Source organism: Paenibacillus sp. FSL F4-0122, assembly GCF_038002845.1.
Taxonomy (GTDB): Bacteria; Bacillota; Bacilli; order Paenibacillales; family Paenibacillaceae; genus Paenibacillus_AQ; species Paenibacillus_AQ odorifer.
In genome coordinates, this window is sequence record NZ_JBBODI010000001.1 from 4,480,787 (window position 1) to 4,507,531 (window position 26,745).

Genomic DNA, 26,745 nt, shown 5'->3' on the forward strand with positions numbered 1-26,745 from the left:
TAGTGTCTTGAAGCTGACCTTATCTTTTTGTTAGCTTCTGGAAAATCAATAATTTTTTAATGAAATCATTAACGCATTACGCTATTTTCGTATTATACTGGTTTAAAGCGGGAAACCGATTAGAAGCAACTACATAGACCGATATGGGGAGTGAGTGGGACTTTGTCACTTTATGTTATGAAATTCGGAGGCAGCTCCGTCGGCGACACAGAACGCATGCAACGTGTTGCCAAGCGCATCGCAGACAAGCAGGATGAGGGACATCGCTGCGTTGTAGTTGTATCTGCTATGGGGGATACAACAGATGATTTGATCGATACGGCGAAGCAATTAAACGGGCAGCCGCCTGCACGTGAAATGGATATGCTGATGACAACAGGAGAGCAGATTTCCGTTGCTCTTTTGTCCATAGCTCTTCATGGGATCGGGCGGAATGCAGTATCTTATACAGGATGGCAGGCCGGGTTCCGTACAGACGAAACTCACGGTAGAGCTCGTATCAATGATATTGATCCACACCGTGTAGTAGCGTCTTTGGAACGCGAACAGATCGTTATCGTTGCCGGTTTCCAAGGGATGACTTTGGATGGTGAGATCACTACCCTGGGCCGCGGAGGATCGGACACGACAGCTGTAGCCCTTGCTGCTGCTATTCAAGCAGATGTATGTGAGATTTATACCGACGTTGATGGTATTTATTCTACAGATCCACGCATTGTGAAAACAGCCCGCAAGCTGAACGAAATCTCTTACGATGAGATGCTAGAGCTTGCCAATCTGGGAGCGGCCGTACTACATCCGCGTGCAGTGGAGTATGCTAAGCGTCATCAAGTTAAGCTGGTCGTTAGATCGAGCTTTAATCATAATGAAGGTACTGTTGTGAAGGAGGAAGCAAGCATGGAGCAAGGTGTCGTAGTTAGTGGGATTGCTTATGATAAGAATGTAGCGCGTGTCAGTATTCTAGGAGTACCTGATGTACCGGGTGTACTCGCTCAAGTCTTCGGCAAGCTGGCTGAAGAAGGCGTAAACGTAGATATCATTGTACAAAGTGGTGTGCAGAATGAGCAGGCTGACTTCTCATTTACAGTTTCACTTGATGAACTGGATCGTGCGAAGGAAGTAATTAAAGAAATCCATAAAACTTTACCTTACCGTGAAGTAACGTCCGAGGATAACCTCGTGAAGGTTTCTATTGTTGGCGCGGGTATGGTTAGCCATCCTGGTGTTGCAGCTCAAATGTTTGATGTACTCTCCCAAGAGGGCGTAAGCATTAAGATGGTCAGCACGTCAGAGATTAAGGTTTCTTGTGTAATCGAATCCGGCAATTTGCCATCGATCATTCAGGCGCTTCACACCGCTTATAATCTGGATACAACTGAGCAGGCCTTTGTTGGTGGTCCTAAGGATCGTCGTTAAGAGCCGTTCAATAAATAAAAATGGGAGACCCTACAGCTATTTAGCTACGGGGTCTCCTTTTTGGGCATCAGCTATAAATGAAAAGGAACGCTGCAGGTTTGAATGCAGCGTTCCTTTTTACATCTATATGGGTATTTATCCTAAACGTCTAAATCGGCCTAGAATTTCAACAGTCTCAAGTACATTGACGAAAGAGCTTGGATCCGTCTCAAGGATAGTCTTACGCAGCTCTGACAGCTCATAGCGGGTCGTTACGGTCATCAGCATTGTATTGCCCTCGTGACTGTAACCGCCCTCTGCGTTGACTACTGTGATGCCATGAGGCAGCTCTCTAAGACGATTCAGCATTTTATCCCGTTCCTTGGTAACAATGAAGCAGGTTAGCTTGACATGACGAATATGAATCATATCAACCACTCTGCTTTTCACAAAAATACAGAGCATAGCGTATAAGGCTGAGTCCCAGCTTTTAAAGAAGCCTAAACTCAGAATAACGATCCCATCCATTACGAAGAGTACATTCCCAATAGGAATATCCCGCTTACGTGTAATAATCGAGCCTAATATATCAAATCCTCCAGATGAGCCCCCGGCACGGAGAGAAAATCCAACCCCGCCAGCAATAATTACGCCGCCAAAAATACTAGCCAAAATCGGGTCTTTGGTCACTTTCACCGCAGGAATAATTGTCATGAACCAGGTGGTAGCTAAAACGGAAAGCATGCTTAGTAAGATGTACTTTTTCCCCACTGCAATAAATCCCCAGATCAGAACAGGAAGGTTTATCGCAAAATAAATGATTGAGATGTACTTCGGATTAGTTACATACCCGATGACTGAAGCCACCCCCGCTACCCCGCCGCTTAGCAGTTGATGAGGAATTAGAAATAATCTCATCCCTGCGGCGACTAAAAAAGCTGAAAAAATAATGATTGCCGCTTCTCTTACTGGTCTGACTACGGACCGCATGCTGAGCGGTAGCCCGTAATTTCGAACGTGCATGACACAAATCCCCTCTTTTTCTTATGTCTTTTTAGTTTGCTTTTTTTGAAAATATAAACTCACTATATTTCCAATTAAAAAGGATACCACAGATGAAGGCGTTCGTAAAAATTATTTTATCGTACTGATTATATTTATTTATGAACCCACTCACTATGAATTCTTTCACAGTCTGATCTGTAAATCTGTCATTTCTCATTGTCTAAAGTGAAAAAGCCACGCATATCCATGAATAATAGAAAGCTAAACAAGCCTCAGATGTCTTTTGGTATGAATGAATTAGTAAAAGGAGTGGAGTAGATTGGACAAGTATGTAAGCTGGATGGCGACTCTGCGGTTGTTCTCGGGCAGTGCAGAGATTATAGCTGCGCTGATAATGCTCAGATTAAATCAGGTCGATAAGGCGCTGGCTGTCAATTCTGGACTGGCTTTGGTAGGCCCGACCATATTGATATTGACGACAGCTATTGGCCTGACTGGGATGGCGCAGCAGCTGTCATGGAGCAAATTAGGCTGGGTGGGCTGCGGTGTAGCCTTTCTCTTAATCGGGATTTTGAAAAAATGATAGATGATAGGCATATTAGGCGCGTACAAGCATAAATATGGAATAAAGCAATTAAGTAGAGGACAGCTTGGGGGTACTTTGTATGGCAGATGACTGGCTGCAATTGTTTCCTGAAAAAGTAAGAGCACTGTTAAAGTGCCTTCCCCTTCCGCTGCTAGGAATGGTGGAGGAGATTCGTGTCCGTGAAGGTCGTCCGCTGGAAATTAACTACTCTGGTAAATATCACTTTCTAAGAGTGAATGGCAGTTTGACGCAGAGGCCTGAAGAAGCTTACAAGCCTGATCGGGAAGACACTCATCGACTGCTAGATCTGATCAGCAACCATTCGCTATATACGATGGAAGAAGAGCTGAGAAAAGGATTTATTACGATTCCCGGCGGTCATCGGATAGGACTTGCTGGTCGGACAGTACTGAGTGGTGGAGGTGTAGAACATCTTCGTGATATCACTGGCTTTAATGTCCGTATTGCTCGTGAAGTACCTGGAATCGCAGATGGAGTGCTGCCTTATTTACTGGACAAGGGGCGGCAGCGAATGATGCACACCTTGATTCTCTCCCCTCCACAACATGGCAAGACTACCCTACTCCGCGATCTCGCAAGACAAATCTCCTTAGGGGAATTGGGCAAGCGCGAAGGGAATAGACCGGGGCTGAAGGTGGGAATTGTTGACGAACGGTCTGAAATTGCTGGCAGCCGGCGTGGTGTTCCCGCCTTTGACGTGGGTCCGCGGACAGACGTTCTTGATGGGTGTCCCAAGGCAGAAGGCATGATGATGATGATCCGGTCGCTATCTCCAGATGTATTAATCGCGGATGAGATTGGCCGTCCTGAAGATGCCGAAGCGGTTACCGAGGCACTGCATGCCGGAATATCTGTCATTGCTTCCGCTCACGGAAAAGATGTAACAGAGTTGGCTCGTAGGCCGGGTCTTGGAGGACTGCTGGAACAAAAGATGTTCGAGAGATATGTCATACTCCATCGTTCAGAAGCAGGCCTCACGTTTCGTATTCTGGATGGCCAGAAAAGAGGAATGCTGCTTATCTCTCCCGGGGATCGACTAGGTGGTGATTTGCATGCTTAAGCTGTTCGGTGCTGTGCTCATTGTGGTGGCTGGTACACTTGCAGGTCTCCAGTTTGCTCGTCAATATGCAGACAGGCCCAGACATATCAGAGGTTTAATAGCAGCACTACAGCGGTTGGAAACAGAGATCATGTACGGCTTCACCCCACTGCCGGAAGCCATGCGGCGGATTGGGAATCAGTCTAAGGACCCGCTGAAATCGTTGTTTGTCAAAACAGCGGAGGAGATGAGCCCTCCCTATGACAGAAGCGCCCAGGATGCCATCCAGCGGGCGATGGAAGCATATTGGAAGTCTACCGCTATGAAGGGGACAGAAAAAGAGATTCTTCGCCAGCTCAGCTGTACTCTCGGCACAAGCGATAGGTCGAATCAGAGCACTCATATCGCGTTAGCATTGCAGCAATTGAAGCAGGAGGAGTCGGTGGCCAGAGAGGATCAAGGCAAATATGAAAAGTTAAGTAAAAGCCTGGGTCTGCTGCTTGGAGTACTGATCGTCATTTTGATCTTTTAGCGAGGTGCCAGGAATGAATATTGAAGTCAATGCGATTTTTCAAATTGCCGGCATTGGCATAATTATCGCCATGATACACACGGTGCTCAAACAGATGGGAAAAGAGGATTTCGCACATTGGGTCACCGTGATCGGGTTCGTAGTCGTGCTGTTCATGGTGATTCGTATGCTGGACGGGTTGCTGCAGGAAATAAAAACGATCTTTCTTTTTCAATAGGCGTGCTATGGAGATTATTCAAGTTGTTGGGATTGGGCTGATATCGACCATATTGATTCTCGTACTGAAGGAACAAAAACCGATGTTCGCCTTTCTTCTTGCTACTACAACAGGAATTCTAATTTTTATGTTTCTGATCGGCAAGATCGGAATGATCCTCTCTACACTGGAGCGGGTGGCTGAGTCATCGGGGATGGAAATGATTTATTTGAAGACTGTTTTCAAAATCATCGGCATTTCCTATATCGCGGAGTTCGGTGCACAAATTGTACGAGATGCTGGTCAGGAATCCATTGCTTCCAAAATAGAACTCGCCGGCAAAGTGCTAATTATGGTACTAGCCGTACCCATCATCAGCATCATTATCGAAACCGTCATGAAACTACTGCCTGCTTAAAGCAATCGTAAAGAGAGCTGAGCAACGAATCGGGAGGAGAAATTATGCAAGAGCGCAGTGTTTTCCGTCCTCCAAAACTAAAAATAATACTGCTGCTGCTTCCATTCTTTTTCATTCTATGGTTTGCAGGTACAGCTCAGAGTGTGCAAGCTTCCTCAACACCAGAATCCGGCAGTTCTTCCCCGGTAGACCAGTGGGTCAAGAGCCAGGTGAATAATTTGCCAAAAGATAAAGTGGAGTCGTATTGGGATCAGCTGATGAAGGATTATGGTGGTTTTTTCCCGGACGGGGCCACACCTACGCTAATGGACATGCTGCTTCCAGGAGATAAGGGGCTCAGCTTGAAGGGTGTGTTATCTGGGCTTCTAGGCTTTATGTGGCATGAGGTGCTGTACAACGGAAAGCTGCTCGTGACGATTGTGATGATCAGTGTGCTCAGCATGATTCTGGAGACGCTGCAAACCGCTTTTGAGCGAAAAACGGTCAGTAAGGTCGCTTATACGCTCTGTTATATGGTGGTGCTGGTAATTGCTGTGAACAGCTTCAATATCGCTATTGGTTATGCAAAGGACGCTATCGACCGGATGATCGATTTCATGATGGCGATGATTCCACTGCTGTTCGCGCTGCTGGCTTCGATGGGGAATATCGTTACGGTCTCCGTCACCCATCCGTTAATTGTTTTTATGATTCATACGGTTGGCACCATGATCCACACCCTTGTTTTTCCGCTTCTGTTCTTCTCGGCTGTGCTGCATCTGGTCAGCGCATTGTCGGAGAAATATAAACTAACCCAGCTGGCTAACCTGCTGCGAAACATCGGTGCTGGACTGTTAGGTGTACTGCTAACTGTGTTTCTAGGTGTAATTTCCGTTCGAGGGATAACAAGCTCAGTAACGGATGGGGTCACCATTCGGGCCGCTAAATATATTACAGGGAATTTTGTTCCGGTCATCGGCAAAATGTTCGCGGATGCCACAGACACAGTAATCTCAGCTTCACTGCTGGTGAAGAATGCGATCGGCTTATCGGGTGTCATTATCATATTGTTCCTGTGTGCTTTTCCGGCAATCAAAATCCTGGTGCTTGCCCTTATCTACAACATAGCCGCCGCTGTGATGCAGCCGCTGGGAGAGACACCGATTGTGGTCTGTCTCCAGACGATTGGAAAAAGCATGGTGTACGTATTCGCTGCTTTGGCTGCTGTTTCCTTAATGTTTTTTATGGCGGTTACGATCATGCTGACTGCGGGCAACTTGACCGTAATGATGAGGTGAAGCAACAAAACCTTTAGGAGGGAAACCATGAGCTGGTTGGGCGATTGGCTGCGGGAGATCATCCTGGTTGTGCTGTTGGCGTCATTTGTTGAATTGCTGCTCCCAAGCAAATCCATGGAGCGTTATGCAAGATTGGTGCTAAGTCTCCTAATCCTGCTCACGATGCTCAGCCCTATCGTCTCTCTCCTGAAAGGTGATGCAATCTCCGAACTGAGTGTCGCTATGGGACAGCAAGAGAAAGAAGGCGGTTTGTTCACTGGCGGAGGGAAGGGAGACCCATCCTTGGAACAGATTCTGGCAGATGGGCAAAAGCTTGCACAAGGCCGTCAGGAACAGAGTCTGCAGCTCGCTGCCGAAGAGGTGGCGGGTCAGATGAAAGAGCAGATTATCAGCGAAACCGGCAAACGCGGGGTTAATGTCACCGTAACGCTGGGCATGGAGAAGTCTGGCGGCACCGGTAACGAAGACGTCCCTGTCATTTCTAATGTAAGGGTCTCTATGCCTCAGACAACGGCTAACTCCCCGGATACTTCCGGAGCTTCCAGCCCAGCGACTACAGCACCCATTACAATCTCTCCTGTAGCACCTGTAGAAGTTAAAATTGGCGCTAATCCGGGAGATAACGTAGAGAGTGAAGCGACATCATCAGCTGAACCTAATAAAGCAGTGAACGGAATTGTAGCTGAAGACAGCGCGTCCTCGAGTGAAATGGAGTCCATTGTAAAGCTGCTGGAGCTGAAGTGGGATTTGGATCCCAAAGTCATTCAGGTGGATGGCAGCGTGGCTAGTAACGTCAAATCATGAGCTTGCAGTTTCTAAATAACTATAATTTTTAGGAGGGATGGGAGTGGGCAATTGGCTGAAAAAGCTTGAGCAGTGGGCTGGGGGTGGGGCCGGCAGTCCAAAGAGAAGCCATACCTTTCGCTGGCTGATCATTCTGGGTCTGCTGGGCGCAGCGATCATGCTATTCAATTCCTTCGTCAATGTGAAGAGGATTGATAACGAGAATACAGGGCGTGAGCCGCCGCTGAATCAGTCCTCTCAAACGGCGCTGGTGCAGAGTGATCCAACCACAACAACCAATTCGTTCGACAGCATCGAACTAGCGATGGAGAACCGGATGAAGGAGATTTTGGAGAAAATCGTTGGCGTCGGTACGGTCGATATCATGGTTACAGTGGAGTCTACAGAAGAAATTGTCGTGGTTCGTAATATGAATGACTCCCAGCAGCTTAGTGAAGAGACGGATGCCAGTGGGGGGAAACGTCATACGACACAATATACGAGGGATGGCGAAATCGTAACCTACTCGCAATCAGGGGACGAAACACCCATTGTGACGAAGCGGATTAAACCTCAGGTACGCGGCGTACTGGTAGTTGCCAAAGGGGCAGAGAACAAGGTTGTTCGTGGACTCGTCGAGCAGGCTATAGAAAAAGGCTTGAACGTCCCGATCCAGCGCATTTCAGTAGTACCACGCAAACAAGAGTAGCAGGAGAAAGTCAATAAGTGAGTGCTTCCGAAGCAGCCACTAGATTAAATTTTAGGAGGAATATGGAATGAACGGCAAAAGACAAACGATATGGTTGGTTTCTATGCTCAGCTTGATGGTGGTCCTCTCTGCATACTATTTATTCACTGAAGACTCAGGTGCTTCGATTCCAAAAGACACGGCTGGCACAATGCAGGTTGATTCCCTGAAAGACACAGCAGGTGCAGCGTTGCCCACGGTTGGTGACAAAGGTGTTGTTGTGAACGAAGTTGTTAGTCAAGGCGATGTTGTTGCTGATGAAGGCGTTGTAGATAGCACTACTGGCGCCGCTACTACGGACGACAGCGCTACTGCCGCCAAAACGGATGACAGTGCTGCTACCGCTAAAACGGATGATAGCACTACTACTGCTAAAACGGACGACAGTACAACTACAGCTGCTAAGGACGATAGCAGTAAAGCTGCCGCAAATAGCAGTGACTCAGAGAAGGCAACAACCGACACTGCTGCTAAAGATGCCGCGAAAACAGATACATCTGCTAAAGATACAGCCGCAAATACAACCACCAAGACTCCAGCCAAAAATGACAAAGAAATTCTCGATGAAGTAGCTTCTCAAAGTGTATCGGCGAGCAGCATGTTCACTAACTACCTTTATGAACGTGAGCAAAAGAATCTTAAGAACCAACAAGACTTGCTTGCTTTGATTAATGACATGGATAAAACACCTGCTGATAACGCAGTCGCTCAAGAACAACTTCTTAATCTTGAAGAAAAAGAATCCAAAATTACCGGTATCGAAGAACAGCTTCAACAAAAATATGGAGAAGCGATTGTAAAGGAAGAAGCTGGAGACAGCTACAAAGTGGTTGTTCTCAGCGACAAACTGGATGTAAAGCAAGCGGTTAGTATCGTGGATCTCGTAATGAAGGAACTCAGTGTATCTCAAGATAAAATTAGTGTACAATACGTTTCTGAGCAATAATAAGCTGTAAAATTAAAAGAAAAATGACGAAAGAGCTCGGGTTGCCCCGGGCTCTTTCCATTTTTACCGATTGTGATATAATACATAAAGTTATCTTGTCCGCTTAAGAAGTGGCTTCGAGAGAAAGCTGAAGGAGTGAACTGATATATGTTCAAGTTGAGCGAAATTAAGGAATTGATTAAATTGCTGGACCAGACCTCCTCTGTACATGAGTTGGAGATCGAAAGCGAAGGAATGAAGCTTGCAATTCGCAAACCGGATCGCCCTGAAGCTGATGGAACAGCAGTACAGGCGACTCCTTATGCTGCCTATCCCTTTACGCCTGCCCCGCAGCCGCAGAGCGTACCGCAAGTATCCTATCCGGTAGTTGGTGAAGTTCCTCCAGCGCAGCAGCCACAAGCAGCTGATGAAGGCAAACTACATAAAATTGTGTCTCCAATGGTGGGGACCTTTTATAGTGCCGCTTCTCCGGAAACGCCTTCGTTTGTTAATGTTGGAGACCGTGTAAGTGAAAAATCAACGGTTTGCATTATCGAGGCGATGAAACTGATGAATGAGCTGGAAGCGGAGATCAAAGGTGAAATCGTGTCTGTACTTGCTGAGAACGGTCAGCTTGTAGAATATGGTCAACCACTATTCTTGGTTAAACCGGAATAAATACCGCAGACTACTTAAGGAGCGGAAGCTTCGCAAAACTTTGGGAGGAAACGCATGAACATTCAAAAAGTGTTGATTGCCAACCGCGGCGAAATCGCGGTCCGCATTATTAGGGCCTGCCGTGAACTGGGCATTTCCACCGTCGCGGTCTATTCGGAACCCGACCGGGATTCACTGCATGTCCGGTTGGCTGATGAAGCTTACTGCATCGGTCCGATGCCGGCCAAGGACAGCTATCTGAACTTTACAAATATTATGAGTGTAGCCACCTTAACGGAATGTGATGCCATCCATCCTGGCTATGGATTTTTAGCTGAAAATGCGGATTTTGCAGAGATTTGTGAATCTTGCAATATTATCTTCATAGGACCTTCTCCAGATGCCATAAACCGTATGGGTGACAAGGCTGTGGCGAAGGAAACCATGAAACTGGCTGGAGTTCCGATTATCCCGGGCTCAGATGGTCTTGTAGGCGATGTAGAGGAAGCTGTCATGCTGGGCCGCGATATTGGTTACCCAATCATCGTTAAGGCTACTGCGGGTGGCGGGGGTAAGGGAATACGGATTGCTGAGGACGAGGAATCTTTGGTGAAGCAGATCACTGCTGCACAACAGGAAGCACAAAAGGCGTTTGGTAACGCTGGTGTATATCTGGAGAAATTCCTAACAGGCATGAAGCATGTGGAGATTCAGATTATTGCAGATAAACATGGCAATGTAGTGCACTTAGGCGAACGGGACTGCTCCGTGCAGCGTCGTCGCCAAAAGCTGATTGAAGAGGCACCTTGTTCAGTGCTCACACCTGAAATTCGTGAAGCAATGGGTAATGCAGCAGTTCGAGCAGCACTTGCCGTGAATTATTCGGGAGCCGGAACACTTGAATTCCTGCTTGGACCGGATGGACAGTTTTACTTCATGGAGATGAATACTCGTATTCAGGTCGAACATCCAGTAACGGAAATGGTTACAGGCGTGGATTTGATTAAGGAAATGATTTCTGTAGCAGAAGGCAATCCGCTGTCATTCACTCAGGAAGATATCGTGATTAATGGCTGGTCGATTGAATGCCGTATAAATGCTGAAGATCCAGAGCGTAATTTCATGCCTTCACCAGGAAAAATCGGCTTTTATTTGCCACCCGGAGGCCTTGGCGTTCGTGTAGATAGTGCGGCGTACCCAGGATATACGATTTCCCCTTTCTATGATTCTATGATTGCAAAACTGATTGTATGGGCTCCTACACGTCAGGAAGCGATTGCGAAGATGAAGCGCGCCTTGGCTGAATTCGCCGTGGAAGGCATTCATACTACCATCCCTTTCCATCAGAAACTGTTGGAGCATCCTGTATTTTTGGATGGTAACTTTGACATTAAGTTTCTTGAAGAGTATGAAATTTAGGACGACTTCGGTTTGTTTGTCATAAAGTTCGTCAAATGATATAGTATGTTTAATAAGAGACGTGCTTTACGCTTGAAATCATGAACAATCTTTCTTGAAAGGTGTGAAGTCTAAAATGAGTACATTGCCGACAGAATACGAACGGACGGAAATCGGTGAAATCCAGATTGCTCCTGAAGTAATCGAGGTTATTGCAGGTCTGGCGACCGTTGAGGTTAAAGGTGTAGCAGGTATGAGCGGCGGATTCGCCGGTGGTATTGTTGAACTTCTTGGACGTAAGAATCTATCCAAAGGAGTTAAAGTAGAGGTTGGACAACGTGAAGCTGCGGTGGATGTTTCTGTAATTATTGAATATGGCAATCGCCTTCCTGAAGTGGCTGCTGAAATTCAACGCAATGTTAAGCGCTCCATCGAGACTATGACTGGTCTGACTGTTGTGGAAGTGAATGTGCATATTCATGATGTGCAATTCAAGAACAACAACACTGTAGACAAGAACGAAGAAGCTGAAACGATTCTTCGTGTGAAATAGCAGTCATCGTTCTTCCATAAACCCCCGACAGCAAAGTCGAGGGTTTACTCTAATTTAAGGAGGTTATGAGACTCGTGGCAAAAATTTTGGACAGACTTTTGCTGTTTGTCTACAGCTTAAGTATCGGAATACTATCTGTTATTGCCATCCTCCTCTTAAGCGGTGCGATTCCTAGAACTTTGGAGATTGAGAATGGACCAGCAGCTTATATTACAGCAATAATAGTAGCAGTTGTCTTGTTCCTTCTGAGCATCCGATTTTTCTACATCTCTCTGCGCCGTGATCGCGCTTCATTGCCTTCGGTCGATCAGCGTACAGAGTATGGGGATATCCAGATTTCAATGGAAACTATTGAGAATCTGAGTCTTAAGGCTGCTGGTAAAGTGAAGGGAATCAGAGATCTCAAGTCACGTATTCGTGTCTCTCAGGCTGGCCTTGAAATTACAATTCGTGCAGTAGTGGACGGTGAGCATTCATTACCGCTGCTTACGACAGAAGTACAACGTCAGGTGCATGATTTCGTGCAGGAGACAACCGGCATTCCGGTTGCTGATGTGTCTGTATATATTGCTAACCTCACGCAGTCTCCAAGCTTCAAAAGTCGAGTGGAATAGAGGTGAGTTTCCCTTATGTCTTGGAAAGAAGTATGGGAAAGTCACGGGGGTAGAATCGCCGGAGTGACTTTCGGCATTGGTCTGGGTTTGATTTATTTAATTTGCGGTTTTTGGGATATGCTGTTCTTTGCACTGGTAGTGTTCATCGGATATACGCTCGGCAAAAGAAAGGATACCGCGCAAGCGCCCCTGTTTCAATGGCAGGAGTTGGTTTCGCGATTATCCGGACGCTGGCGTCCCTTTAAGTGAACCGCGATAGTCTTTTTCCCGGAGCAGGAAACCGTAAGTTTGTGTTGTCCGTTGCCCCCGGAAGAAAGGCATTGCGGTTTTTTTGCGACAAGGGATAGGTATATTTGCGAGCTTCCTCTGAAGGTATCTTCGCTTTGTGCAATAATCCTCACAGGATTAGGGAAAGAATGAATAAGTGTGAAGCGATATTTAGGTCGTAGACGTTGTTGCAGTACAAGTGAATATTTTAATGCGATATAAGATTTTAGGAGGAACACATGAAAAGACGTATAGCTAGAGAGATTATTGTCCAAAGCCTGTATCAGATGGAAATGAACGATGTGGAAAGCGCGGAAGCCGTAGAAATGCTGCTCGAGGAAGCTTCAGAAGAGAATGAAACCGAACGTGTAATCACGGACGAGATTCAGCTTAAACACTATGTGGTAGAGCATGTGAATGGGGTATGGGAGCACAAGGTAGCGATCGACGATATACTTGAACATTACCTGAAGGGCTGGCAAATGAGCCGTCTGTCACGTGTGGATCGTCAGATTCTACGTTTAGCAGCGTATGAAATGGTGTTCGCTAATGATGTGCCTGCGAAGGTTGCGGTGAATGAAGCGATCGATTTGGCCAAGCATTTTGGAACGGATGATTCCGGGAAGTTTGTTAACGGAGTACTCGGCAAAATGATCCAAGAGATAGATACTATTAAAGCTGACCATTCTTAATTTATAAACCATAGTAAAGTATATAAAAGGGGAGAGACTAACATGACAGCAGCAATCATCAGTGGTAAACAAGTATCCGAGGAAATTCGTATTAGCATTGCCCAAGAGGTTGCTGAACTGGCGAAACGCGGCGTAAAGCCCGGTTTGGCTGTTATTCTAGTAGGTGAAGACCCGGGATCTCAGGTTTATGTTCGCAATAAGGAGAAATCTTGTATCAGCTTAGGATTCCATTCGGAAGTGCATAAATTGGATGAATCCACTTCTCAAGAAGAACTTCTGGCACTGGTAGCAGAGCTAAACGGACGCGATGATATCGACGGAATTCTGGTTCAACTCCCATTGCCTAAGCATATCGAGGAGAAGGCTGTTATTGATGCAATCTCCGTGGAAAAGGATGTAGACGGCTTTCACCCTGTCAATGTAGGCAACCTGGTCATCGGTGCCGACAGTCTTCTTCCATGTACTCCTGCAGGAGTAATCGAACTGATTAAACGTACAGGAACAGGTATGGCAGGTAAACATGCCGTTGTAATTGGTCGTAGCAATATTGTAGGAAAGCCAGTTTCCCTCTTGTTGCAACGCGAAAATGCTACCGTAACTATGTGCCATTCCCGTACAGCTAATATGCAAGAGATTAGCCGTCAAGCGGATATTTTGGTTGTAGCGATCGGACGAGCTAATTTCATTGATGCTTCCTATGTGAAGCCGGGTGCTGTTGTCATCGATGTGGGCATGAACCGTCTGGATAACGGTAAACTCGCAGGTGACGTTGATTATGAAAGTGCAAAAGAAGTTGCCGGATACATCACGCCTGTTCCAGGCGGGGTTGGACCGATGACTATTACAATGCTGATGAGCAACACGCTGATTGCGGCTAAACGCCGTCACGGCCTGGAATAGGGGTAAGATTCATGGCGGCAGAGCGGCAGGTTTATTCGATAAAAGAACTCAACCGTTATATCCGCATGAAGCTAGACTCGGATAATTTACTTTCGGATGTGTGGATTCGCGGAGAGATTTCCAACTTTACACATCATGGCAGCGGGCATATGTACTTCACACTTAAGGACGAGAGCAGCCGTATTAAAGCGATTATGTTCGCTTCTCATAACCAGCGGCTGCCCTTTATTCCGAAAGAAGGCGCTCGGGTAATTGCCAGAGGCAATGTGACCGTTTATGAACGGGATGGGCAATACCAGTTCTATGCCACACATATGCAGCCTGATGGGATTGGCAGTTTATATCTGGCCTATGAGCAGCTGAAGAGCAAGCTTGAAAAAGAAGGCCTTTTTGCAGAAGTTCGCAAGCGTTCATTGCCGCGGTTCCCGAAGTGTATTGGTGTGATTACATCCCCAACAGGAGCAGCTGTACGAGATATTGTGATTACGCTTCAGCGGCGGTTTCCGCAGGTAGCTATTGTAATCTATCCCGTACTGGTGCAAGGCAAAGGCGCTGCGCCTTCGATAGTGAAGGCGATTGGCGCGCTGAACGCCATGGGTGAAGCCGACGTGCTTATCGTCGGCCGCGGCGGCGGTTCGCTGGAGGAGCTGTGGGCGTTCAACGAGGAGGAAGTCGCACGAGCGATATCGGCATCAAGGATTCCGGTCATCTCGGCCGTCGGCCACGAGACCGATTTCACGATTGCCGATTTCGCCGCCGACCTCCGCGCGGCTACGCCCACAGCGGCCGCTGAGCTGGCCGTGCCTCACGCCGGCGAGCTAGCTGCGCAGCTTCGCCAGCTGCAGCAGCGGCTGCGCCAAGCGCTGCAACAACGCGCCCAGCGTGGACGCGAGCGCCACTCGGTGCTGCAGCGCTCGCTGGCGCTGGCAGGCCCGCGCCGGACGCTGATTCAGCACACGCAGCGGCTGGACATGCTGCGTGAGCGGCTCCAGCGCTCAGCGGATGCACGGCTCAGCCGTTCCCGCGAGCGTAAGGCGGTGCTGCATCACAGTCTGCAGCGGTTCCATCCGCGCGACAGTGTTGCCGCAGCACGTCAGCGCACGGACAGCATGCGCCGTGAGTTAATGGGCGCTATGCAGGCTCGTTTGCAGGAGAAGCGATCTCGCTATGTGGCAGAGATTCGTCACCTGGATGCGCTGAGCCCGCTAAAAGTAATGTCGCGCGGCTACAGCTTAGTGTATGACGAGGCGGAAGAACATTTAATCAAATCGCTGACCGAAGTGCAGCTTGGCGATCTTGTGGTGATAAAGATGAATGACGGACAGCTGAACTGCCAAGTATGGGGGATGAAGGAGGATGGCAAAGACGATGACGAAGGAAGCGGAACTTGATTTTGAAGGCGCTATGGACCGACTGGAGGAAATCGTTCGTGAGCTTGAACACGGCGACGTTCCTCTGGAGAAGGCCATCGATTTATTTCAGCAGGGCATGAAGCTGTCGCAGCTTTGTGGCAGCAAGCTGGAACAAGTAGAGCGTAAGATCGAAATGATTACCCAAGAGGACGGAGAACTGCGCAAAAAGCCGTTTGGTGCACGTCTGGAAGGGGACGCCGATGAATCGCTTTGAGAATGATCTGGAGGGAAGCTCCGCAAGTGAAAGCATGCGGCAGCCGCTGGAGGATTACATCGCATCGATAAGTGATTTGCTCTCACAGGAGCTTGAGACTATTCTTCCCGCAGCATGGACGGTTCCGGAAAATTTACAGCAAGCGATGAAGTATTCGCTAATGGCAGGGGGCAAACGCCTCCGGCCGCTGCTTGTGATCGCTGCTTGTGAATCACTGGGAGGCAGCCGTGAAGCAGCCTTGCCTGTTGCTGCTGCTATTGAGATGGTACATACCTACTCGTTGATTCATGATGATCTGCCTGCCATGGATAATGATGATTATCGGCGCGGTAAGCTGACGAATCATAAAGTCTTTGGTGAAGCGTCAGCTATTCTTGCGGGTGATGCGCTTTTGACCCATGCTTTTTACAGTGTGGTACAAGCCTCCCGTAAATTTGGCATCCCTGCTGATAATGTTTTATCCATAGTGGAGGATCTGGCGGAAATGGCGGGTCCACGCGGCATGGTCGGCGGTCAGATTGCAGATATGGAAGGCGAGCAAGGACTAACAGATCTTGCACAGCTGAAGTATATTCATCTGCATAAAACCGGAGATTTAATTATCTTTTCGTTGTTAGCCGGCGGACGTATCGCAGGGGCAACAGAGAAGCAGCTTGAAGCTCTGCGTGATTTTGGCACAAGCATCGGACTCGCTTTTCAAATTCAGGATGATATTCTTGATTTGGTTGGAGATGAAGGCAAGCTTGGTAAAAAAACAGGCAGCGATATCAAACAGCAGAAGGTAACCTACCCTTATTTTATTGGGTTAGAGGAATCTCGTGCTGAGGTGAAGCAGCTTACAGAAGCAGCTCAAAATGCTGTGCTGAATGGCGGTTTTTACGACAACCAGCGCCTGCTGGAAATTGCAGATTATTTAATGGCACGTGATCACTAAGTATGAACTTTCGAAGCGGCTGTATTTCGACAGCCGTTTCGTTTGTGTTATAATGGTTTTTATATATTTTACAACATCTAGGAAAGCGGGGAACTATTCGTGCTGCTTCCACAAATAAATGATCCACAACAACTGAAATCACTGTCAGTCGAAGAATTAACTACTCTTGCAGAGGAAATTCGACGATTTCTGATTGAGAAGCTTACAGCAACCGGCGGGCACCTCGGTTCTAATCTGGGGGTGGTGGAGCTCACGCTGGCCTTACATTATTGCTACAACAGTCCTCGTGACAAAATGATCTACGACGTTGGCCACCAAGCCTATGTCCACAAAATACTGACCGGCCGTCAAGATCGCTTTGATACCCTGCGCAAATATCAGGGATTGTGCGGCTTTGTTAAGCGCTCTGAAAGCGAACATGATGTGTGGGAAGCTGGACATAGCAGCACCTCTTTGTCGGCAGCGATGGGGATGGCTATGGCTCGTGATCTTAAAGGCGAAGACAACAAGGTAATTGCCGTGATTGGTGACGGTGCGCTTACCGGCGGGATGGCTTTTGAAGCGCTTAACCACATTGGCCATGAGAAGCGTAAGCTGATGGTTATTTTGAACGATAATGAAATGTCGATTGCTCCGAATGTAGGGGCGATGCACAATTATTTAAGCAAAATTCGTTCGGACCGCCATTATTTGCGTGCTAAAGACGAGGTTGAAGGGCTGCTTAAGAAGATTCCGGCCATCGGTGGACGATTAGCGAAAACCGCTGAACAGTTAAAAAACAGTCTTAAATATATGATGGTACCCGGAGTATTGTTTGAAGAGCTTGGCTTTACGTATCTTGGGCCAGTGGATGGACATGATCTGGAGAAAATGATCGACACCTTCCATCAAGCAGATAACGTGGCGGGTCCTGTGCTTGTGCATGTGCTGACGACCAAAGGCAAGGGCTACAAACCGGCTGAGACTGATTTCTATAAATCGCATGCCATTTCCCCTTACAAAATTGAGTCGGGTCAGGCACTTAAAGCTGTAGGTCCTCCAATGTATACCGAAGTATTTGGCAGTACGCTGATTGAGCTGGGACGTGAAGATTCGCGCCTGATTGCAGTTACCCCTGCGATGCCAGGCGGTTCAGGGTTGTTTCCTTTTGCGAAGGAATTTCCGGATCGCATGATTGACGTCGGGATTGCCGAGCAGCATGCAGCAACCCTGTGTGCAGCTTTGGCTATGGAAGGGATGAAGCCGGTATACGCCGTGTATTCTACCTTCATGCAGCGTGCCTATGATCAGATCGTCCATGATATTTGCCGCCATAACGCCAATGTTATGTTCGCCATTGATCGTGCTGGATTTGTGGGTGCGGATGGTGAGACTCATCAGGGTGTGTACGATGTTGCTTTTATGCGCCATATCCCTAATATGGTTATGATGATGCCAAAAGACGAAAATGAGCTGCGTCATATGATGAAGACGGCACTTGAATATAATGACGGTCCAATTGCTTACCGCTATCCGCGTATTAACGGAACAGGCGTGGCAATGGATGCTGAACTGCATACCCTTCCTATAGGATCATGGGAACGACTGCGTACAGGAGAAGGATATGCTGTAGTGGCATGTGGTCCTATGGTTCAAGTGGCTGAAGAAGCCGCTGATTTGCTGAAGCGGGAAGGGATTCAGGTGGGCGTTGTGAATGCGCGTTTCCTGAAGCCGCTTGATAACTCCATGCTTCTTGATTTGGCTCATGCTGGGACCAATATGGTTGTTATTGAAGAGGCTTGCCAAGCGGGAAGTCTCGGCAGTGCGGTATTGGAGTTCTACGCGGAGCATGAAATTTATGACGCGCGTGTACATCTGATGGGTGTGCCCGACATCTTCGTGGAGCATGGCTCCATTAAAGAACAACGTCAGCAAACAGGCCTTACCGTAGAAGCGTTATGTGCACGTATCAAGTCCATGATGGCTTTAAGTGCTTATAATTACAAAACAACTTCGTCTTCCTAAGTGGAAGCCGGAAATTAGTAACCCTTGAACGATCGGGAGATGACCATGGAACACCGTAAAGAACGGATTGATGTACTGCTTGTGGAGCAAGGTTTTTATGAAAGCCGGGAGAAAGCTAAAGCTGCTATTATGGCAGGGTTGGTGCTCGCGGATGAGGAACGTATTGAAAAAGCTGGCATGAAGGTCTCGCGGGAGTCTACCCTTAAGGTTAAAGGCTCTGTGCATCCGTATGTCAGTCGTGGGGGCCTAAAGCTGGAGAAGGCTCTTCGCCAATTTAATATTGATCTTACGGGACGGAACATGCTGGACATTGGTGCTTCCACTGGCGGCTTCACAGATTGTGCGCTTCAGAATGGCGTTAGCCATGTGTACGCTATTGATGTTGGCTATAACCAGCTGGATTGGTCACTGCGTAATGATGAGCGAGTGAGCGTCATGGAGCGTACGAACTTCCGGTATATGACACCTTCAGATTTGCAGGGTCCTGTTCCGGACTTTGCCAGTATTGATGTATCTTTTATATCCTTAAAAATAATTCTCCCACCCCTCAAAGCCTTGCTGCAACGTCCAGCAGATATCGCTGCACTCATCAAGCCGCAATTTGAGGCTGGGCGTGAGAAGGTTGGAAAATCAGGTGTGATTCGTGATTCCGCGGTCCATAAAGAGGTATTGATTAATGTACTGACTATGGCTGCAGAGTTAGGATTCGGTCTACATGGATTAACCTTTTCACCAATTACAGGCGGAGAAGGCAATATTGAGTTTCTTGCTCACTGGAGACTGACGCCAGAAGTGGTGGAAGGCGAAGAAGTATCCGTACAGCCGGCAGCTGCTGTTGCAGCAGTCATTCCAGTGGAGGACTTCGCTTCCCTTGCTGATGAAGTGATTAAGCAGGCTACGAGTACTTTTAATGTGAGTTCTACTCATGGAAACTCCCCGCGCCGCTAGAGCTTTATGAACACCCCGTCAACCTCAAATGGTCAGCGGGGTGTTTTGCAGATTTGCTCAAATGGATTGAATTTATTAAAATAAAGACCCGGTATAAAATCCGGGTCTTTATATTTTGAATTTTTGGATTTACTGTGCTCGTTGTAATTGTAAAATGCTGAATTAGCGAATAATATCAATTATGCGGAAAGCTCGTAAAAAGACAGCTTAGAAGCAGGATTTACCAGGGCCTCACGCGAATAAATCACCGAGGTGATTGATAGTGGCGGGTAGCTCTGACAAGGTCGTTATGGCGTTTATTGGGGTAGCATTATCGATTTTTATAATATATCGGATATATGTATGGCTGCAGAGTTCTCCGCGTTCTTTTATGAAGGATCAAATTCCGTTCAATAAAGTGATTATTCCACATCCCTCTATTGATATACTTGAGGATGAAGGATATGAGGTCGTTGGAGGGAAATTAAAAATCCCCTTGTCTTTCAACGTAAATGGGGCGCAGATGTATAGCCGGTTATTTATAGATTATGTGGCGACAAAAGAGGAAGGATCGTTATATTTGGTTATCCTTTCGAGACCACGCAAGCCTTTGGATTTCACTGGCAGCGGCTTACGTGATACCTTGCTTCCCTACCTGCTGATCTATCCGGAATGCAGCGGCGTTCTATATGTTAATGTAGCAACAGCATCGATCCATGTAATTAAGCTTGGCAAAGACGACGGAGAATCAAACTGAGTCCATATTTTTTATATACCAGGAGGCAACAATGAAGGGACAACGACATATTAAGATTCGTGAAATTATTACACAAAAGGATATCGAGACACAGGACGAGCTTGTGGAAGCCTTGCGTGAATCAGGTTTTCAAGTTACTCAAGCCACAGTATCTCGAGATATAAAAGAGCTGTTGCTCATCAAGGTACCCATGGATGATGGAAGATATAAATATTCACTTCCAACGGATCAACGGTACAATCCCATTCAGAAGCTTAAGCGCGTTCTTGTGGATAATTTTGTGCAGATCGATTCCTCGGCTAATCTTGTGGTGATGAAATGTTTACCAGGTACGGCTAACTCTGTCGCTGCTTTGATTGATAATATTGACTGGCCGCAAATTATGGGAACCCTTTCTGGTGATGATACAATCCTTATTATTTGCCGTTTACCTGAGGACAGTAAGACTGTAATTTCACAAATCATGGGTTATATTTCTTAATTATAATTAATCAGATGCCTGTCATCTTCTCGGAGGTGCTCTATTAGTGTTAGAAACCTTGTCTATACGCAATCTTGCCGTCGTTGAGGCGGTTGATGTGCATTTTTATCCTGGCTTCCACGTGCTTACGGGGGAGACCGGGGCAGGTAAATCCATTATTATTGATGCGCTTGGATTGATTGTTGGAGGCCGCGGTTCAGCGGATTCCATTCGTTATGGTTGTGAAAAAGCGGAGATGGAGGCGCTCTTCAGTCTTCCCAGCGGTCATCCCGTTTGGGAGACTTTGGAGCGTCTTGGCATTGAGGCCCAGCGCGAGGAGCATCTTATTATACGACGCGAGCTTACCTCTCAAGGTAAAAGTACATCACGTGTAAATGGACAGATGGTCAATCTTACCATGCTTCGCGAGATCGGCGAGCAGCTGGTTAATATACACGGCCAGCATGAGCACCAGAACTTGCTGAAGGCGGAACGGCATCTGGGACTGCTGGATACATACGGAGAACCGATTATTGGTCCGCTAAAGGCAGTTTTTCAGGAAAGGTATTCTGCCTTCGCGAAGGTGGAGAAAGAGCTGCGAGAGCTGCAGGAATCCAGCCAGAAGGCATACCAAATGCTCGACTTATATCGTTTTCAGCTTGAAGAAATTTCATCCGCCGGATTAAAACCGGGAGAAGATGAATTACTTACCGAAGAACGGGTCAAACTATCCCACAGTGAGAAAATGATGGATTCCGTATCGGGTGCATATGAGCTGCTTTACGACAGACAAGGCTTGGAATCGATCGGTAATGTCATTTCCAGACTTGAGGATGCAGTTCGTTACGATGAGAAGGGTCTGCGAACAGTGCTCGAACAGCTGCAGTCCTCATATTACCAGCTAGAGGATGCTGCTTTTCAGCTTCGTGATTACCGGGAAAATATCGAGTTCAATCCGATGCGACTTGAAGAAATCGAGAATCGTCTGGATTTGATCACTGGACTCCGACGTAAATATGGAGAGAGTGTAGAACAGATTTTGGCTTATTATGAACAAATTCACCGGGAAACTGATTTGCTTGAGAATAAAGATGAATATCTGGAGAAACTGACGGCGAAGCGCGATTCGCTGCTGTCTGTATTAATGGAAGCAGCTACGGAATTAAGTGAAGCACGCAAGCTTTGTGCTGCTGATCTGGCCACCCAAGTGGAGGGTGAGCTTAAAGACCTTCAAATGGAAAGAACCTCGTTGCAGGTCAAATTAGACACGCTGGAGGACCCCCGTGGAGTGGAATACAATGGTCGGCGTATTCGCCTCACAAGACAAGGGATAGACAGCGCAGAATTTATGATATCCCCTAACCCGGGCGAACCCCTGAGACCTCTTGGCAAAATCGCCTCTGGTGGTGAGCTGTCGCGTATTATGCTGGCAATGAAAAGTATTTTTGCACGCCATGATGCAATTCCAGTTCTGATTTTTGACGAAGTGGATACCGGTGTCAGCGGCAGAGCCGCTCAGTCCATCGCAGATAAGCTGTTTAAGCTATCCTCTACCTGTCAGGTGTTCTCCATTACTCACTTGCCGCAGGTGGCTTGTATGGCTGACCATCAGTACTTAATCCGCAAAAAGGTTGAGGATGGAAGAACCATGACTGAAGTGGAATCCCTAACGAACGATGGACGTGTAATGGAGCTGGCCCGGATGCTGGGTGGCGTAGAAATTACCGAAAAAACATTGCATCACTCGCAGGAAATGCTTAATCTGGCCGAGGCAAGTAAGGCTGCAACAAGCTAAGCGGAGCAATGATTGACAGTAATAAAAGCCTGGGGGCAAGGTTATCTTATAGGTACGCAATTGGCGACCACCTTTTTCGTCAAGCGAAAGAAGCAAAAGGGAGCGTGACAGCCATTGAAGCCTAACCTCAGGAAGTTAATGCCAGGCCTTTTATTTGCCTTCTTTCTTAGTTTATCGGGCATAACGGGAACAAATCTAAGTTCTGCTGCACCACTGCATGGTGAACCAGCCAAGGTGACTGCACAAGGAATTCATTCCGAGCTTAAGGTGATCCCGGGAGGTCAAACGATCGGTGTGAAAGTGAAATCAGCAGGTGTTTTGGTTGTTGGTCATCATCTGATTGAAGTATCCGAGAAATCTAAGCTTTCCCCAGGAGAGGTCAGCGGTTTAGTGCCGGGTGATCTGATGATCTCCATGAATGGTGAGAAATTGGATGAGTTGTCCAAGGTGGCCAAGCTGGTGGATCGCGCTGGTAAAGCGAATAACCCCTTGACCATTGTCTTCAAACGCGGAGGTAAAGAGCATACAGCTAAGCTAAAGCCCGCGTATGACATTCATGACAAAGTGTGGCGGTTAGGCCTGTACATTCGGGATTCAGCAGCGGGTGTCGGCACATTAACTTTTTATGCTCCCGAGCAAGGTGTATATGGAGCTTTGGGACATGTGATTACAGACATGAATACCGGTACCCCAATTGTTGTAGGCAGTGGTCATATTGTTCAGTCCAGTGTAACCTCCATATCCAAAAGCCAGGATGGCGATCCGGGCGAGAAGCGAGCGCATTTTTTGAAAGAAAGCCAAGTGCTTGGAAATGTGGAGAGCAATACTGACTTTGGCATCTTCGGTAAAATGAGCTCCAATCCCGAGCACAGTCTTTACAAAGAACCGATTCCCGTGGCGATGAGTGATCAAGTCAAGGAAGGTCCTGCTGAGATCCTAACTGTAGTTGACGGACAGCAGGTGGAGCGGTTTAAGGTTGAGATCATTCATGTAGCACATCAGCAAACGCCAGCCACTAAAGGAATGGTGCTGCGAATCACCGATCCACGTCTTATCGATAAGACAGGCGGTATCGTTCAAGGCATGAGCGGAAGTCCTATCGTACAGGATGGCCGTCTCATCGGGGCCGTAACTCATGTATTTGTAAATGATCCTAAGTCCGGTTATGGGTGCTTCATCGAATGGATGCTTCAAGATTCAGGTGTGACCAAACAGGAGAATAGGTATTCATTAAATCTTAAGGCGGTTTAGCCTTAAGATTTTTTGTCGAACGATTACGAAGAACCTCGAACATTGAGATAAAATATTTAATTATAATCCAACGCAGAAAAAAAATAAAGAAAAATAATTTTCGACAGAAGGGAATTCGATCTCCATGTCGAAAACGTAAGAGACAAGAAAAAAATGTTATTTTCGAATAGCAGATATAATTAAGGAGGAAGCAGCCAGTGCAGAATATTGAAGTGTTGTTGGCCGATGATAACAGGGAATTTACGAATTTGCTTTCCGAGTACATTTCTGAGCAAGAAGATATGACCGTAACGGGTATCGCCTACAATGGTGAAGAAGTGCTTCAAATGCTTAGCGAAGCGCGTAAAATTCCCGATGTTCTTATTCTTGATATCATCATGCCGCATTTAGACGGCCTAGGTGTATTGGAACGTCTACGTGATATGGATCTGAATCCTCAACCGAAGATCATCATGCTGACTGCTTTTGGTCAGGAGAACATCACTCAAAGAGCTGTACAGCTTGGTGCATCCTATTATATTTTGAAACCGTTCGATATGGAGGTCCTGGCAAATCGTGTACGTCAGCTTGTCGGCTCTCAAGGCAGCATGAGCTCTTCCTCCAACATGTACAATTATTCGTCGACGTCCAGATCGAATGTAGTGCCGCTCTCTAAGGGCAAGAACCTCGACGCTAACATTACCTCGATCATCCATGAAATCGGTGTCCCAGCGCATATCAAGGGCTATCAGTACCTGCGTGAAGCGATCACCATGGTATATAACAATATCGAGATCCTTGGTGCGATTACGAAGACGCTCTACCCAGCAATCGCTGAGAAGTTCAAAACCACGCCTTCACGTGTAGAACGGGCGATTCGCCATGCGATTGAAGTGGCTTGGACACGTGGGAACATCGACTCCATCAGCCATTTATTCGGTTACACCATTAATATCTCCAAATCTAAGCCTACTAACTCGGAATTTATTGCCATGGTAGCAGACAAGCTGCGGATTGAGCATAAGGTTAGTTGAAACCCCGGTGTTACGCGGAATAGGGACGATTGATAGAACGTATGTTCACGTCAACTTGTGCGTTCGTTGAACGGAGATTCCGATAAACTATCGGTGCGCGACTCCGTTAAACTTTCCGTATTCGCCTAATGTAGTAGCGCTAATTTATCGGACGTTTAGCTAACGAGAGTTTAACGCATATTAGAAGAATATACAAACAAACGCTCGGCTACGTACTTAACGTGGTCGGGCGTTATTTGTATATTCATTCGTCTGCGTGGGTATCCTAACCCTTAGGGGGCGTTACTCATGGAGTATAAGGATAAGCGAAAAAAGATACTCGAGATGCGTGAGGAAAAAGAGGAATTGAAGATGCAGGTAGCGATTAACATGTTCATAAAATCACGAAAACTCAAAAATTTATCCAGTAGTACTGCGGCGTTTTATAGTCAAACCCTTACGAAATTCTCGGATTTTTTGGAGGATAACGAGGTTTTTAAACCAACTGATGTTATTTTAGAAGACGTACAGGAGTTCATTCAGATCCGGATGGATAAAGGAAACAGTACGCCGACGATCAACAAATACATACGTAGCTTACGTGCATTTTTTAATTTCCTCTGTAGCTCTGGGTATATGATAGAAAATCCGATGGAGGCAGTAGATAGACTGGTAGAAGAGAAGCGAGTACTTAGAACGCTAAGTCGTGACCAAGTTCATGCGCTACTCGAAGTTCCGAATCGTTCAACTCCTGCGGGCTTTCGTAACTATACTTTTCTGCTGCTTTTATTAGATACAGGAATGCGTCTAGAAGAAGCGTTGAGCTTCCGTTTGGATGATGTGTTCTGGCAGGAGCGTGTTATTCAAGTGTTCGGTAAATGCCGTCAGGAACGTTTAATCCCGTTCAGCGATATATTAGCGGCTCATATGTTGGAGTATGTGGAGTTTCGTGGTGAAGTAGAGTCGCGTATATTCTTTGTAAATGTTGATGGTCAACCACTTAAGCGCCGTACGATTCAGGAAGAAGTATCTGAGTATGGGAAGATTGCTGAGATAAAAGGCGTTCGCGTATCGTGCCATACATTGCGTTATACCTTCGCTAGGAATTATGTTCTTAACTCGGGGGATGTCGTAAGTTTGATGAGAATAATGGGACACAAGAGTCTACATATGGCGCAGTTATATACGGAGATGTTTCAGGCGGATATTTCGAAGCAACACGACAAATACTCACCAGTTAGCGCGATGTTTAATTGAGGGTCGTAGCGAGTCTATCTAATCCGAATATTGAGCGCGCGTGAAAATACGAAATTGGACTCGCGCGGGTATGCTGCGGAGTCCATTATTTTCAGAGTTTATCGTTTAGAATCATTTAATTCTAGAGAATGTAGCCGGCTACCTTATCCCATAGAGTAGACAGTGCATTAACGGTAAGAACGGTCTCTTTTACGCTCTTTATCGCTGCTCCCATTATAGCATTCTTCTGCTCTTGGGGTGGTTTTGCGGACTCTTCCCCAACAAAAGCAACTTGCTCTACAATATCATTTTTCTGCTCTTGATTAAGCTCTTCAGAAGCTAAAACGGCTTCGGTGAAGATCTTTATTTCATGAGATAGATCTTCATTTCCTAAATTGCTTATCTTATTCATTGATAGGTTAATACTTTCAATTGTTCCGGTGTTGACGGACCCGACCACACTTTTATTAATACTAATATTATTCATGTCTCCTGTGAAAATAGGTGGTTGCTCTGGCACCTTATAACGAGGAAGTGATCCGGGTAATCCAGAGACTGACTCAATTTTGTCCACCTGATAATTCATTTGTGAAGCAAGCATACTTAGCCGCTGAACATCCATGCTTTGTTGCAGAAACATTGCGTTTTGCAGAGTGCTGAAACATGTCACACAAAGATGCTGTCCAGACTCGTGTTTAATAATTGCGGGTTTATCACATTGGTCACATTTAGTCATTGGTTGCCTCCTATTATTTAA

The 26,745-nt window shown here is 46.7% G+C and carries 30 protein-coding genes; 28 read left to right on the forward strand and 2 right to left on the reverse strand.

Annotation, left to right across the window (positions count from 1 at the left end; all coding sequences use genetic code 11):
* Nucleotides 1-162: 162 nt before the first annotated feature.
* Entirely contained in the window at nucleotides 163-1,416 is a 1,254-nt protein-coding gene (locus MHH49_RS19275; RefSeq protein ID WP_036682855.1) for an aspartate kinase, read from the forward strand.
* 135 nt (nucleotides 1,417-1,551) lie between these two features.
* Here the strand turns inward: MHH49_RS19275 and MHH49_RS19280 are convergent, their stop codons facing one another.
* Entirely contained in the window at nucleotides 1,552-2,418 is an 867-nt protein-coding gene (locus MHH49_RS19280) for a YitT family protein (protein WP_081382367.1), read from the reverse strand.
* Nucleotides 2,419-2,719: 301 nt separating this feature from the next.
* Here MHH49_RS19280 and MHH49_RS19285 point away from each other — a divergent pair, with 301 nt between their 5' ends.
* The 27 genes from MHH49_RS19285 (at nucleotide 2,720) to MHH49_RS19415 (ending at nucleotide 26,009) form a co-directional block, all read left to right on the forward strand.
* Complete coding sequence (locus tag MHH49_RS19285) at nucleotides 2,720-2,983, forward strand: YqhV family protein (protein WP_371915730.1); 264 nt, start codon at nucleotides 2,720-2,722, stop codon at nucleotides 2,981-2,983.
* 82 nt (nucleotides 2,984-3,065) lie between these two features.
* Nucleotides 3,066-4,067 carry a stage III sporulation protein AA gene (gene spoIIIAA / locus MHH49_RS19290; RefSeq protein WP_038572536.1) on the forward strand — a complete coding sequence of 334 codons (1,002 nt, stop codon included), beginning with the start codon at nucleotides 3,066-3,068 and terminating at the stop codon, nucleotides 4,065-4,067.
* On the forward strand, nucleotides 4,060-4,578 hold the full coding sequence (gene spoIIIAB / locus MHH49_RS19295; RefSeq protein WP_036682851.1) for a stage III sporulation protein SpoIIIAB: 519 nt from the start codon (nucleotides 4,060-4,062) through the stop codon (nucleotides 4,576-4,578). The genes spoIIIAA and spoIIIAB overlap by 8 nt, the downstream gene beginning before the upstream one ends.
* Nucleotides 4,579-4,591: 13 nt before the next feature.
* The gene (gene spoIIIAC, locus MHH49_RS19300; RefSeq protein WP_036682849.1) at nucleotides 4,592-4,795 is read left to right on the forward strand and encodes a stage III sporulation protein AC; all 204 of its coding nucleotides are present in this window, start codon (nucleotides 4,592-4,594) and stop codon (nucleotides 4,793-4,795) included.
* 7 nt (nucleotides 4,796-4,802) lie between these two features.
* Complete coding sequence (spoIIIAD, locus tag MHH49_RS19305) at nucleotides 4,803-5,192, forward strand: stage III sporulation protein AD (protein WP_036682847.1); 390 nt, start codon at nucleotides 4,803-4,805, stop codon at nucleotides 5,190-5,192.
* A 44-nt stretch (nucleotides 5,193-5,236) separates the two neighbouring features.
* On the forward strand, nucleotides 5,237-6,469 hold the full coding sequence (gene spoIIIAE / locus MHH49_RS19310; RefSeq protein ID WP_036682845.1) for a stage III sporulation protein AE: 1,233 nt from the start codon (nucleotides 5,237-5,239) through the stop codon (nucleotides 6,467-6,469).
* 27 nt (nucleotides 6,470-6,496) lie between these two features.
* The gene (gene spoIIIAF, locus MHH49_RS19315; RefSeq protein WP_076214487.1) at nucleotides 6,497-7,273 is read left to right on the forward strand and encodes a stage III sporulation protein AF; all 777 of its coding nucleotides are present in this window, start codon (nucleotides 6,497-6,499) and stop codon (nucleotides 7,271-7,273) included.
* 43 nt (nucleotides 7,274-7,316) lie between these two features.
* On the forward strand, nucleotides 7,317-7,961 hold the full coding sequence (gene spoIIIAG / locus MHH49_RS19320) for a stage III sporulation protein AG (protein WP_036682839.1): 645 nt from the start codon (nucleotides 7,317-7,319) through the stop codon (nucleotides 7,959-7,961).
* Nucleotides 7,962-8,028: 67 nt separating this feature from the next.
* Complete coding sequence (locus tag MHH49_RS19325; RefSeq protein WP_036682837.1) at nucleotides 8,029-8,946, forward strand: SpoIIIAH-like family protein; 918 nt, start codon at nucleotides 8,029-8,031, stop codon at nucleotides 8,944-8,946.
* Nucleotides 8,947-9,093: 147 nt separating this feature from the next.
* Nucleotides 9,094-9,603 (forward strand): acetyl-CoA carboxylase biotin carboxyl carrier protein, encoded by a 510-nt coding sequence (accB, locus tag MHH49_RS19330; RefSeq protein ID WP_036682835.1) that lies wholly within the window; start codon nucleotides 9,094-9,096, stop codon nucleotides 9,601-9,603.
* Between the two features lie 54 nt (nucleotides 9,604-9,657).
* Nucleotides 9,658-11,001 (forward strand): acetyl-CoA carboxylase biotin carboxylase subunit, encoded by a 1,344-nt coding sequence (gene accC / locus MHH49_RS19335; protein ID WP_036682831.1) that lies wholly within the window; start codon nucleotides 9,658-9,660, stop codon nucleotides 10,999-11,001.
* A 115-nt stretch (nucleotides 11,002-11,116) separates the two neighbouring features.
* Nucleotides 11,117-11,533, forward strand: a complete 417-nt coding sequence (locus tag MHH49_RS19340; protein WP_036682829.1) for an Asp23/Gls24 family envelope stress response protein — start codon at nucleotides 11,117-11,119, stop codon at nucleotides 11,531-11,533.
* A gap of 74 nt (nucleotides 11,534-11,607) precedes the next feature.
* A complete protein-coding gene (amaP, locus tag MHH49_RS19345; protein ID WP_036682827.1) occupies nucleotides 11,608-12,147 on the forward strand; it encodes an alkaline shock response membrane anchor protein AmaP in 540 nt (179 codons plus the stop codon).
* Between the two features lie 15 nt (nucleotides 12,148-12,162).
* Nucleotides 12,163-12,396, forward strand: a complete 234-nt coding sequence (locus tag MHH49_RS19350; protein ID WP_036682825.1) for a DUF2273 domain-containing protein — start codon at nucleotides 12,163-12,165, stop codon at nucleotides 12,394-12,396.
* A gap of 257 nt (nucleotides 12,397-12,653) precedes the next feature.
* Entirely contained in the window at nucleotides 12,654-13,106 is a 453-nt protein-coding gene (gene nusB / locus MHH49_RS19355) for a transcription antitermination factor NusB (RefSeq protein ID WP_036682824.1), read from the forward strand.
* A 42-nt stretch (nucleotides 13,107-13,148) separates the two neighbouring features.
* On the forward strand, nucleotides 13,149-14,006 hold the full coding sequence (folD, locus tag MHH49_RS19360; protein WP_036682821.1) for a bifunctional methylenetetrahydrofolate dehydrogenase/methenyltetrahydrofolate cyclohydrolase FolD: 858 nt from the start codon (nucleotides 13,149-13,151) through the stop codon (nucleotides 14,004-14,006).
* Between the two features lie 11 nt (nucleotides 14,007-14,017).
* On the forward strand, nucleotides 14,018-15,397 hold the full coding sequence (xseA, locus tag MHH49_RS19365; RefSeq protein WP_076104386.1) for an exodeoxyribonuclease VII large subunit: 1,380 nt from the start codon (nucleotides 14,018-14,020) through the stop codon (nucleotides 15,395-15,397).
* Complete coding sequence (gene xseB, locus MHH49_RS19370; protein ID WP_036682818.1) at nucleotides 15,375-15,632, forward strand: exodeoxyribonuclease VII small subunit; 258 nt, start codon at nucleotides 15,375-15,377, stop codon at nucleotides 15,630-15,632. Before xseA ends, xseB begins: the two co-directional genes overlap by 23 nt.
* Nucleotides 15,619-16,566, forward strand: a complete 948-nt coding sequence (locus tag MHH49_RS19375; protein ID WP_076098644.1) for a polyprenyl synthetase family protein — start codon at nucleotides 15,619-15,621, stop codon at nucleotides 16,564-16,566. Before xseB ends, MHH49_RS19375 begins: the two co-directional genes overlap by 14 nt.
* A 99-nt stretch (nucleotides 16,567-16,665) precedes the next feature.
* Nucleotides 16,666-18,570 carry a 1-deoxy-D-xylulose-5-phosphate synthase gene (dxs, locus tag MHH49_RS19380; protein ID WP_036682816.1) on the forward strand — a complete coding sequence of 635 codons (1,905 nt, stop codon included), beginning with the start codon at nucleotides 16,666-16,668 and terminating at the stop codon, nucleotides 18,568-18,570.
* Nucleotides 18,571-18,615: 45 nt separating this feature from the next.
* Nucleotides 18,616-19,518: a TlyA family RNA methyltransferase gene (locus MHH49_RS19385; protein ID WP_036682815.1), complete on the forward strand. Its 903-nt coding sequence runs from the start codon at nucleotides 18,616-18,618 to the stop codon at nucleotides 19,516-19,518.
* Between the two features lie 262 nt (nucleotides 19,519-19,780).
* Nucleotides 19,781-20,254 (forward strand): hypothetical protein, encoded by a 474-nt coding sequence (locus tag MHH49_RS19390; RefSeq protein ID WP_232061423.1) that lies wholly within the window; start codon nucleotides 19,781-19,783, stop codon nucleotides 20,252-20,254.
* A gap of 31 nt (nucleotides 20,255-20,285) precedes the next feature.
* Entirely contained in the window at nucleotides 20,286-20,735 is a 450-nt protein-coding gene (gene ahrC, locus MHH49_RS19395; RefSeq protein WP_036682813.1) for a transcriptional regulator AhrC/ArgR, read from the forward strand.
* 46 nt (nucleotides 20,736-20,781) lie between these two features.
* The gene (recN, locus tag MHH49_RS19400) at nucleotides 20,782-22,509 is read left to right on the forward strand and encodes a DNA repair protein RecN (RefSeq protein ID WP_038572526.1); all 1,728 of its coding nucleotides are present in this window, start codon (nucleotides 20,782-20,784) and stop codon (nucleotides 22,507-22,509) included.
* A 138-nt stretch (nucleotides 22,510-22,647) separates the two neighbouring features.
* Entirely contained in the window at nucleotides 22,648-23,760 is a 1,113-nt protein-coding gene (spoIVB, locus tag MHH49_RS19405) for a SpoIVB peptidase (RefSeq protein ID WP_080742549.1), read from the forward strand.
* Between the two features lie 197 nt (nucleotides 23,761-23,957).
* Entirely contained in the window at nucleotides 23,958-24,773 is an 816-nt protein-coding gene (spo0A, locus tag MHH49_RS19410; RefSeq protein ID WP_036682806.1) for a sporulation transcription factor Spo0A, read from the forward strand.
* Nucleotides 24,774-25,061: 288 nt separating this feature from the next.
* The gene (locus tag MHH49_RS19415) at nucleotides 25,062-26,009 is read left to right on the forward strand and encodes a tyrosine-type recombinase/integrase (RefSeq protein WP_339192039.1); all 948 of its coding nucleotides are present in this window, start codon (nucleotides 25,062-25,064) and stop codon (nucleotides 26,007-26,009) included.
* Between the two features lie 121 nt (nucleotides 26,010-26,130).
* Here MHH49_RS19415 and MHH49_RS19420 read toward each other — a convergent pair whose 3' ends face one another.
* Entirely contained in the window at nucleotides 26,131-26,724 is a 594-nt protein-coding gene (locus tag MHH49_RS19420) for a hypothetical protein (protein WP_341138420.1), read from the reverse strand.
* Between the last annotated feature and the right edge of the window lie 21 nt (nucleotides 26,725-26,745).